Origin of the sequence: Vulcanococcus sp. DEBay_Sum22DG08_74 (genome assembly GCF_017852955.1) — a bacterium.
GTDB lineage: Bacteria > Cyanobacteriota > Cyanobacteriia > PCC-6307 > Cyanobiaceae > Vulcanococcus.
The window spans coordinates 1-9,448 of record NZ_JAFMKL010000065.1; the positions used below are offsets into that span (position 1 = coordinate 1).

Annotated in this window: 9 protein-coding genes; 3 read left to right on the forward strand and 6 right to left on the reverse strand. The window is 65.6% G+C overall.

The annotated features are described in order from the left end of the window. The 3 genes from QZ184_RS07935 to QZ184_RS07945 form a co-directional block, all read right to left on the reverse strand. A partial coding sequence (locus QZ184_RS07935) for a protein kinase (protein WP_296418941.1) occupies positions 1 to 1,042 on the reverse strand: 1,042 nt, incomplete at its 3' end. Then, entirely contained in the window at positions 1,039 to 1,725 is a 687-nt protein-coding gene (locus QZ184_RS07940) for an FHA domain-containing protein (RefSeq protein WP_296418943.1), read from the reverse strand. The genes QZ184_RS07935 and QZ184_RS07940, both read right to left, overlap by 4 nt. Further along, positions 1,722 to 1,997 (reverse strand): hypothetical protein, encoded by a 276-nt coding sequence (locus QZ184_RS07945; RefSeq protein ID WP_010315354.1) that lies wholly within the window; start codon positions 1,995 to 1,997, stop codon positions 1,722 to 1,724. The genes QZ184_RS07940 and QZ184_RS07945 overlap by 4 nt, the downstream gene beginning before the upstream one ends. A gap of 166 nt (positions 1,998 to 2,163) precedes the next feature. Here QZ184_RS07945 and QZ184_RS07950 point away from each other — a divergent pair, with 166 nt between their 5' ends. Next, complete coding sequence (locus QZ184_RS07950) at positions 2,164 to 4,320, forward strand: transglycosylase domain-containing protein (protein WP_296418945.1); 2,157 nt, start codon at positions 2,164 to 2,166, stop codon at positions 4,318 to 4,320. Here the strand turns inward: QZ184_RS07950 and QZ184_RS07955 are convergent. From QZ184_RS07955 to atpD, 3 genes are all read right to left on the reverse strand, one after another. Next, the gene (locus tag QZ184_RS07955) at positions 4,295 to 5,362 is read right to left on the reverse strand and encodes a rhomboid family intramembrane serine protease (RefSeq protein ID WP_296418947.1); all 1,068 of its coding nucleotides are present in this window, start codon (positions 5,360 to 5,362) and stop codon (positions 4,295 to 4,297) included. The genes QZ184_RS07950 and QZ184_RS07955 overlap by 26 nt on opposite strands. 74 nt (positions 5,363 to 5,436) lie before the next feature. Continuing rightward, entirely contained in the window at positions 5,437 to 5,847 is a 411-nt protein-coding gene (gene atpC / locus QZ184_RS07960; RefSeq protein ID WP_010315359.1) for an ATP synthase F1 subunit epsilon, read from the reverse strand. 16 nt (positions 5,848 to 5,863) lie between these two features. Further along, positions 5,864 to 7,324 (reverse strand): F0F1 ATP synthase subunit beta, encoded by a 1,461-nt coding sequence (gene atpD, locus QZ184_RS07965; RefSeq protein ID WP_247477132.1) that lies wholly within the window; start codon positions 7,322 to 7,324, stop codon positions 5,864 to 5,866. A 270-nt stretch (positions 7,325 to 7,594) separates the two neighbouring features. Here atpD and groES point away from each other — a divergent pair, with 270 nt between their 5' ends. Then, entirely contained in the window at positions 7,595 to 7,906 is a 312-nt protein-coding gene (groES, locus tag QZ184_RS07970) for a co-chaperone GroES (RefSeq protein ID WP_010315361.1), read from the forward strand. 47 nt (positions 7,907 to 7,953) lie between these two features. Then, positions 7,954 to 9,448 (forward strand): chaperonin GroEL (groL, locus tag QZ184_RS07975; protein WP_296418950.1); only part of this gene is annotated, 1,495 nt, incomplete at its 3' end.

Sequence of the window (9,448 nt, forward strand, 5' to 3'; positions counted from 1 at the left end):
GCAGCTGCAGGACTGCCGGGTTGGTGTGACCACAGCTCCAGCAGGGTCCGCTGTGGAAGAGCTCTTCGCCGCAGTGCTGACAGAGGTGGCGATGGTCCAGGCAGCGCGCGAGCACCTGTTTCCACTGCCCGGTCAGGGGGCGCATGCCGGGTTGCCGAAGCCCCGCGCCAAAGCTCGTCTCAAAGAGCTGCTGCAGGCTCCGCGGGTAGATCGGCCAGGTCAGCAAGGCCGCGGCGTGTTCCTCTGGATCAGGCCGGTTCGCGGGGTTCTCTGGATCAAAGATGAACAGGGCCTCCTCGCCGTAGAGCCGGCGCCGTGCCGGTTCATCGAGGCAGCGGATCGCCAGTTCCTGTCGCCCGCGGAAGGGGTCGTGGCGGGTGAGCAGCCGAAAGAGCAGCACGGCCAGGCTGAATTGATCCGTGCTGGCACTGGGCTTGGCTGCCCCCAGCAGCACCTCCGGGGCCATGAATCCTGGGGTCCCGAGCACGCTGCCGGCGCCCTGGCCGTCGATCGCGACGTTGTCGTTGTCGCAGATCAGGATCGCGCCATCGCCTGGCCTGAGGAAGAGGTTCCCCAGGGAGATGTCCTTGTAACAAAGCCCCTTGAGGTGGAGTTCGTGGAAGGCATCGGCCAGATGAAAGCAGGCCCGCAGGATGTTCTGCAGGCTGATCTCCATCCGCCCGCCGGCATGGAGATGGGCCCCCTGAAAACCACTGGGACGCAGGGGCATCAAGTAGCCAAAGCCTGGCTCTTGGCAGCGGATCAGGGGCCGACTCTCGGCGCTGGGCTCCAGCAGTGCCATGGGCCAGAGAAAGGCGCCGTTGGGAGCCCCCAGGCGAATGCTTTGCTGCAGGCGCTGCCGCAGCAGTGGGTCGCGGGCGATGCAACTGGGGAAGTACCACTTCAGGGCGAGCTCCTCCGCACCGCAGCGCACGGCGTAGACCTGCCCCTGGGTTCCGCCCCCCAGGAGGCGTGTGAGTTCAAGGGGTTGATCGAGGCCGTCGAACGGCAGGCGTGTCCCCAGCGGCAGCAGGCTGTTCATCGGCCCTGGCTGGCGAGGGCCTTGCGGATGCCGTTGCGATGGGCCAGGGCCGTGCGGCGGTTGGCAAAGCCATGGCGTAGGGCACGGCCATCCCGCAGCACCACCACCAGGCTGTGGTCCTTGCGGGAACCCAGCACGATCCAGCCCCCCAGCGCGCCGAGTTCTAAAGGCCAGAAGATCAGGGGGAAGGGCAGCAACAGCAGCCCCCCGAGGCAGAACAGCAGCCACCAGCTGAAGACGTGGGGGTGGCGGGGCAGGCTCTGCACTCCCGCCGAGAGGATCTCGGCCAGCTCCACCGCTTCCCCATCCACATCGATTCGGCGGGGCGCTGCGGGTTTGGAGACGGGGGCAGCGGGTTTGGCGATCGGCGCGGTGATCAGCTCGAACTGCAGCACGGGGCCCTGGAGTCCCAGCCGGATCTCATCGCCATCCTCGAGCTGGCGGCACTGCTGAATCCGTTGCCCTTCGAGGAAGGTGCCGTCGTTGCTCTGCCACTCGCAGATCAACCAGCCCTGGGTTTGCGAGAACCGGACGACGGCGTGGTGATCGGAGACCCCGGTTTGGCTGGCGAGGCAGAGCCGATTGCTCGCCGCCTTGCCGATCGTCAGGGGCTGTTTGGGATCGAGGGGCGCGGCTTTGCTGGGATCGCTGGCGAGCAGCAAACGCGCTTTGGGGGCGCTCATCGCTCTCCTCGCCGGCGGGCCCACCAGAGTCTCCAGTCATCGCGCAGGTCGTTCCAGAGGCCGCCATCCCCCTCGCGATAGGGCACGACACGCCCGGGGAAGAGGACCGCTTTGCTGGCCAGCGCCAGCGCCACGAGCACCATCAACAGCAGGATCCAGCCCGGGATCGCACCCACCCAGGTGAAGGCAAAGAAGGCCCGCAGGGCATAGAGCCCGATCGTGATCGCCAACCAGAGGCGGAAGGGCTCCCAGGGGTCCCGTTGACGCTGCACCGAAGGGGGGCGGAGGTGGGCTGGTCTTAGCCTATGGCTGGACTGCAACACCCGCCTGAGCACCTCCTCTCGCTTGGATCGTCTTGCCTCACCGGCCGTTCGGGAGGCTTGGAAAGACTTTGCCCGTGCAGCCCTTCGCGGACCTTGGCGAGAGCGGCCCGAGGCGGTGCGGAGCACCCTGCCTGCCTTGCTGGAACACCAGGCGCGCCTGGAGCTCTGGGGGAAGGACGGGAAGATCCAGGAGCTCGAGCTTGAGCCCAGGCGTTATCGCCTGGGCCGTGATCCGGCCTGCGAGCTGCCGTTGAGCGATCCGAGTCTCAGCCGGGTGCACGCGATCCTCGAGAAGGAGCGTCCCAGCGACCGGGACTTTGCCTTGGAGGACTTTGGTTCCTCCAATGGCCTGTTCCATCGGGATCGTCGGATCCGCTGGATTCAGCTGCGGGATGGGGATGCGGTGCAGCTGGGCTCGCCCCTCAAGGGCCAGGCGCCTGAGCTGCGCTACTTCCACCCCCGCAGCCCCCTGGAGCAGGCGATTCGCCTGGTGGGCATCACGGCCTTGGCGGGCTCAGCCCTGTTGGTGAGTGGCATGCTGCTGGCCGCCAGCATTGGCGGCGGCTCCCGGATCCGCAGCATCGACGGTCCGGTCAAGATCTTTGCGGCCGATGGTCAGCAGGTGGATGCCAAGGAGGGGGCCTCCACGGCGCTGCCGTCCTTGCAGTCCTATCCGCTGCACCTGCGCCAGGCCCTGCTGGCCTCCGAGGAGGCCCGCTTTGGTTGGAACAGCGGCATCGACCTGTTCGGCACCCTGCGCTCCGCTGTCTTGGGGAGCGGCGGCGGCAGCGGCCTCACCCAACAGGTGGCGCGCATGGTCTACCCGGAGGTGGGGCGCGACCTGAGCCTGACCCGCAAGCTGCGCGAGCTATGGGTGGCCCTGCAGCTGGAGGTGGGCTTCAGCAAGAACCAGATCCTCAAGCTCTATCTCGATCGCGCCTACCTGGGCCTGGGGACCGAAGGCTTTGAGCAGGCCGCCCAGCTCTACTTCCGCAAGTCCGCCAGCGATCTGGACGTCGGCCAGTCGGCCTTTTTGGTGGGACTGCTTCCCAGCCCGAACGGCTACAGCCCCTGCAACCTCGAGGACCCAGGTGCGGGCCTGGAGCGCCGCAACCTGGTGCTGAAGCTGATGCACGAGCAGGGTTGGTTGAGCGATCAGGGCCTGATCGATGCCCAGCGACGGCCCCTGAACATCGATCCCTCGGCCTGCCGGGAGTCGAGCTTCAGCAGTTACCCCTTCTTCAGCGACTACGTCATTGGTGAGCTCGAGGGCACCCGCTTTGGTTTGAACCTCAGGGGCGGTGATGGGGCTGGCAATTACGCGGTGGAGAGCACGATCAACCCCAAGCTGCAGCAGTTGGCCCAGGAGCAGCTGAAGCGTTTTTTGGAGGGGCCCGCGGCCGCGGCGGGGCTGACCCAGGGGGCGCTGATCAGCCTGAATACCGAGACCGGCGACATCCTGGCCTACGTCGGCGGTGGCGATTACAGCCGCTCGAGTTTTGATCGGGTTCAGGCCCTGCGCCAGCCCGGCTCGACCTTCAAGTTGTTCCCCTTCCTGGCGGCCTTGGCCGCCGGCGTCTCACCGACCGAGTCCATCTCCTGTGCCCCACTGGACTATGTGGGGGGCTGCCGTCAGTCCGCCGGAGCGATCAGCGTGGCCGCGGGTCTGGCGGGTTCGGAGAATGTCGTGGCCCTGCGGCTGGCGGAGCGGGCGGGGTTCTCCCAGGTGCTCAAGCTGGCGCGACGGCTGGGCATTTCGACGCCGCTGGACGCGGACTACAACACCATGCTGGGCGGCCGGGAGACCTATCTCTACGAGATGGCCCGGGCCTATGCCGTGGTCGCGAACGGGGGGAGATCGGTGCCCGTGCACGGGGTCAGCCGCATCTATGACCTGGGCATCTGCCGATCGCTGAAGAGCCTGGACCGCTGTCCGGCCCGGGGTGTGACGACCCCGATTGGAGAGCGATCTCGCCAGTTGATCCGGCCAGAGGTGGCTGCGGTGATGGATCAGATGTTGGCTGGGGTGGTCCAGGGCGGAACGGGCCGAACGGCGGCGGTGGTCCCGGATGCTCGCGGCAAGACCGGCACCACCAACAACGGCGTGGATGCCCTGTTCATCGGCTACTCCCCCTCGCTGAAGGTTCTGACGGCGATTTGGATGGGGAACGACGACAACCGTCCCGCCTCAGGAGCGAGCGGTGGCTTGGTGGCGCAGCTTTGGGGGCGCTACATGCAGCAGGCCGCTAGAGCCCTGCCTGCAGCCGGCTGATCAGGGCCCAGACCAGGCCGAGGATCAGTCCCCAACTGCAGCTGGAGGCCAGCAGGCGTTGCAGGGCCGTGCTGCGTTCCTCGGGTTGCTGGCGAGGGAGCTGCCAGCCCAGTTGCAGGGCCCCCACCAACAGCAGCAGTACCCAAGCCGGGATGCTCAGCCCCAGGGGGCGAAAGACCAAGAGCTTCCAGTGCAGCAGGCTGGAGCCGGCCGCCAGGCCGATCAAGGCACAGACCGGCCCGGCGGATCCGCTCCAGGTTCGTTGGACGCTCCAGCGTTGGGCGCAGAGTGCGGCCAGGCCCAGGCAGGCCAGGGCCGTCAGGCTGTAGCGCAGGATCACCTGGCCGAGGGGCAGGGGCGAGTTCCCCAGGACGATCAGCAGCACGGCCAGATTCACCGCGGCTTCGAGACCGCTGCCATGGACCCAGGGGGAACTGATCCAGCGCCAGACCTGCCGCGGTTGTGAGGCCTGCTCGCTGCTCAGACTCCAGCGTCGCCTCAGGCTGCTGCGCCACGGTCCGACGGCCAGGCCGGCCAGGCTTAGCACCAGCACCAGACCCCCGCTCCAGCCCCAGTCATCAAAGATCAGCCGGTCCAGTTCCTGGCCGAACCAGCTCAGCACCAAGGCGCCGCAGGCTGAGAGGGCCAGCCCTGGGGCGAGTGGTTCCAGACCCTTGAGGGCCGTTGCGGCAGGAGCGGCCGCAACGCTCTGGCGCGGTGGGGCGGTTGCAGGCTCGGGCTTGCTTGTCCCGCAGGCGGCGTCGAGCAGATCCTGAAGCTCGCTTTGGACCTCGGCGGAGTAGGTCTGTCGAATGTGTGCCCCCAGGCTGGCGCGGGCACTGGTTTGGCTGGCGCCGCTGCCATGGAGCAGCTGCAGCAGCAGGGGTTGGTTGGCAAGGTCTCGAATCGGACCCTTCAGCGCGTCCTCCGCGCCGAGGGCATCGATGAGGCGATTGGCGATCGCCCGTCCGCTTTGCAGCGCCTCAGGGTTCTGGATCTGCCATTGGCGCAGCTGCCTGCCGAGAGTCGTGCCGAGGCCCATGGCTTGGGATCTGTGGGCTGAGCATAAAAAAGCGCCCCATTTGGGGCGCTGGTGCGTGCAACTGAAGGCAGCGCTCAGTTGTTCAGGGTTGCCGCTTGAACCCGAGCGCGGGCACGGGAGACGGCTTGTTGGGCCTTGAGCTTCTCGGTGCTGGCGGCCTGACCTTCGAACTGGTTGGCAGCAGCGGTGGCGGCTTCCAGTTCTTTGTTGGCTTCGTCAGCGTTGATAGCGCTACCGAGTTCAGCGGTGTTCACCAGGACGGTGACTTCATCCGCTTCGATCTCGGCAAAACCACCCTGGAGGGCGATGGCTTTCCAGTCGTTGTTCTCGCGCACACGCAGCACCCCGTAGTCGAGGGCGGTGAGCAGGGAGACGTGACCGGGAAGAATGCCCAGTTGGCCTGTGGTGGAGGGAAGGATCACTTCGTCGGCAGGGCCGTCGAAGACGCTCTGGTCTGGAGCCAGAACGCGGAGGGTGAGAGACATCAGCTAACGCTCCGGATCAACCTTTGGCGTCGGCTTGGATCTTGGCCGCCTTGGCCTTCACTTCGTCGACGTTGCCCACCAGATAGAAGGCAGCCTCGGGCAGGTGATCCAGTTCACCGGAGAGAACCATGTTGAAGCCCTTGATGGTGTCCTCGAGCTTCACGTACTTACCGGGCATGCCGGTGAAGATCTCAGCCACGAAGAAGGGCTGGGAGAGGAACTTCTCGATCTTGCGAGCGCGGTCCACGGTGCGACGGTCGTCTTCGGACAGTTCGTCCAGACCCAGAATCGCAATGATGTCCTGGAGCTCCTTGTAGCGCTGCAGGGTGGACTGCACGGCGCGGGCGGTGCGGTAGTGCTCGTCACCCACAACGGAGGGCTGGAGCATGGTGCTGGTGGAATCCAGGGGATCCACAGCGGGGTAGATGCCCTTGGAAGCCAGGCCGCGGCTCAGCACGGTGGTGGCGTCCAGGTGAGCAAAGGTGGTCGCCGGTGCGGGGTCGGTCAGGTCGTCCGCAGGCACGTACACAGCCTGAATCGAGGTGATGGAGCCCTCGAGGGTGGAGGTGATGCGCTCCTGCAGTTGACCGACGTCGGTGCCCAGGGTGGGCTGGTAGCCCACAGCGGAAGGCATGCGGCCCAGCAGTGCGGAGACTTCGGAGCCGGCCTGAACGAAGCGGAAGATGTTGTCGACGAACAGCAGCACGTCCTGCTTGTTCACGTCGCGGAAGTGCTCAGCCATGGTCAGAGCCGAGAGACCGACGCGCATGCGGGCGCCGGGGGGCTCGTTCATCTGGCCGTAGCAGAGGGCCACCTTCGACTTGGAGAGGTCCTCGGCGTTGATCACGCCGGATTCCTTGAATTCCTCGTAGAGGTCGTTGCCCTCGCGGGTGCGCTCACCCACGCCACCGAACACGGACACACCGCCGTGCTCTTTAGCGATGTTGTTGATCAGCTCCTGGATCAACACGGTCTTGCCCACGCCGGCACCGCCAAAGAGGCCGATCTTTCCGCCCTGGCGGTAGGGAGCCAGCAGGTCGATCACCTTGATGCCGGTCTCGAACACCTTGGGCTTGGTCTCGAGGTCGGTCAGCTTGGGAGCTTCGCGGTGGATGGGGGCGGTGGTGGTGGTCTTCACCGGACCCTGCTCGTCAACGGGCTCACCGAGCACGTTGAAGATGCGGCCGAGGGTGGCCTCACCCACGGGCACGGAAATCGGAGCACCGGTGTCCAGGGCGCCCATGCCGCGGACCAGGCCGTCGGTGCCGCTCATGGCGACGGCGCGGACGCGGTGGTCGCCGAGCAGCTGTTGAACCTCAGCGGTCAGAGCAACGTCTTGACCAGCCGAGTTTCTGCCCTCAATGCGGAGGGCGTTATAGATCTTTGGCAGCTTGCCGGCCGGGAATTCAACGTCGATCACCGGTCCGATCACCTGCCGGACGATGCCTTTGGTGCCGGTGGCAGTAGCAGCAGCCATTTAAAGGAGAAGTCGCAGGACGCACAGCGGGACGCAGCCCGCCTGAAGCGGCGCAAACATACCACCGCGCCCCTGCACCCCGTCACCCCTCCCCTGCCCTGTTCGGTCACCCGCCCCGCGGGGTGGTTGTGGACTCGGGAAGCGCGCCCATAACTTGGCACTCAGGGGATGTGAGTGCTAACTCGCGTTCCTAGGCGTTTTTACGCCGCGACCCTGGCAGCGTCTCTGGCGCCATGCCAATGGTTTCGCCAACCAACCCGAATTCCATCCATGGCTGCTGTTTCCCTCAGCGTTTCCACCGTCAAGCCCCTGGGCGATCGCATCTTCATCAAGGTCTCTGAGTCCGAAGAGAAGACCGCCGGTGGCATCCTTCTGCCCGACACCGCCAAAGAAAAGCCCCAGGTGGGCGAGGTGGTTCAGGTGGGCCCCGGCAAGCGCAACGACGACGGTTCCCGTCAGGCTCCTGAAGTGAGCGTTGGCGACAAGGTGCTCTACAGCAAGTACGCCGGCACCGACATCAAGCTCGGCAGCGACGAGTACGTGCTCCTCTCCGAGAAGGACATCCTGGCTGTCGTCAACTGAGCCTCAACACCGTCTTCTAACCACCCCTACCGCGAGATTCGCCTCCCATGGCTAAGCGCATTATTTACAACGAGCAGGCCCGCCGCGCCCTCGAAAAAGGCATCGACATCCTGGCTGAGTCCGTTGCCGTGACCCTTGGTCCTAAGGGCCGCAACGTCGTTCTCGAGAAGAAGTTCGGCGCTCCTCAGATCATCAACGACGGCGTCACGATCGCCAAGGAGATCGAGCTCGAGGATCACATCGAGAACACCGGTGTCGCCCTGATCCGTCAGGCCGCCTCCAAGACCAACGACGCCGCCGGTGACGGCACCACCACCGCGACCGTCCTGGCCCACGCCATGGTCAAGTCCGGTCTGCGCAACGTTGCTGCTGGCGCCAACGCCATCACCCTGAAGAAGGGCATCGATAAGGCCGCTGAATTCCTGGTCGAGAAGATCAAGGAGAACGCCAAGCCCATCAGCGACTCCAACGCCATCGCCCAGGTCGGCACCATCTCCGCCGGCAACGACGAGGAAGTCGGCCGCATGATTGCCGACGCCATGGACAAGGTCGGCAAAGAGGGTGTGATCTCCCTCGAGGAAGGCAAGTCGATGACCACCGAGCTGGAGGTCACCGAAGGCATGCGCTTCGACAAGGGCTACATCTCCCCTTACTTCGCCACCGACACCGAGCGGATGGAAGCGGTTCTGGAGGAGCCCTACATCCTGCTGACCGACAAGAAGATCGGTCTGGTCCAGGACCTGGTGCCCGTGCTCGAGCAGATCGCTCGCACCGGCAAGCCTCTGCTGATCATCGCTGAGGACATCGAGAAGGAAGCCCTGGCCACCCTGGTGGTCAACCGTCTGCGCGGCGTCCTGAACGTGGCGGCTGTGAAGGCCCCTGGCTTCGGCGATCGCCGTAAGGCCATGCTCGAGGACATCGCTGTTCTGACCAACGGTCAGCTGATCACCGAGGACGCCGGCCTCAAGCTGGAGAACGCCAAGCTGGAGATGCTGGGCACCGCCCGCCGCATCACCATCAACAAGGACACCACCACCATCGTGGCCGAAGGCAACGAGGTGGCTGTGAAGGCCCGCTGCGAGCAGATCCGCAAGCAGATGGATGAGACCGACTCCACCTACGACAAGGAAAAGCTGCAGGAGCGTCTGGCCAAGCTGAGCGGCGGTGTGGCCGTGGTCAAGGTGGGTGCCGCCACCGAGACCGAGATGAAGGACAAGAAGCTGCGCCTGGAAGACGCCATCAACGCCACCAAGGCGGCCGTTGAAGAGGGCATCGTTCCTGGCGGTGGCACCACCCTGGCTCACCTGGCTCCCGCCCTCGAGGATTGGGCCAAGGCCAACCTGTCCGGCGAAGAGCTGATCGGCGCCACCATCGTGGCTTCCGCCCTGACCGCTCCCCTCAAGCGCATCGCTGAGAACGCCGGTGTGAACGGCTCCGTCGTGGCCGAGCACGTCAAGAACAAGCCCTTCAACGAGGGCTACAACGCCGCCGTTGGTGAGTACGTCGACATGCTGGCTGCCGGCATCGTGGACCCCGCCAAGG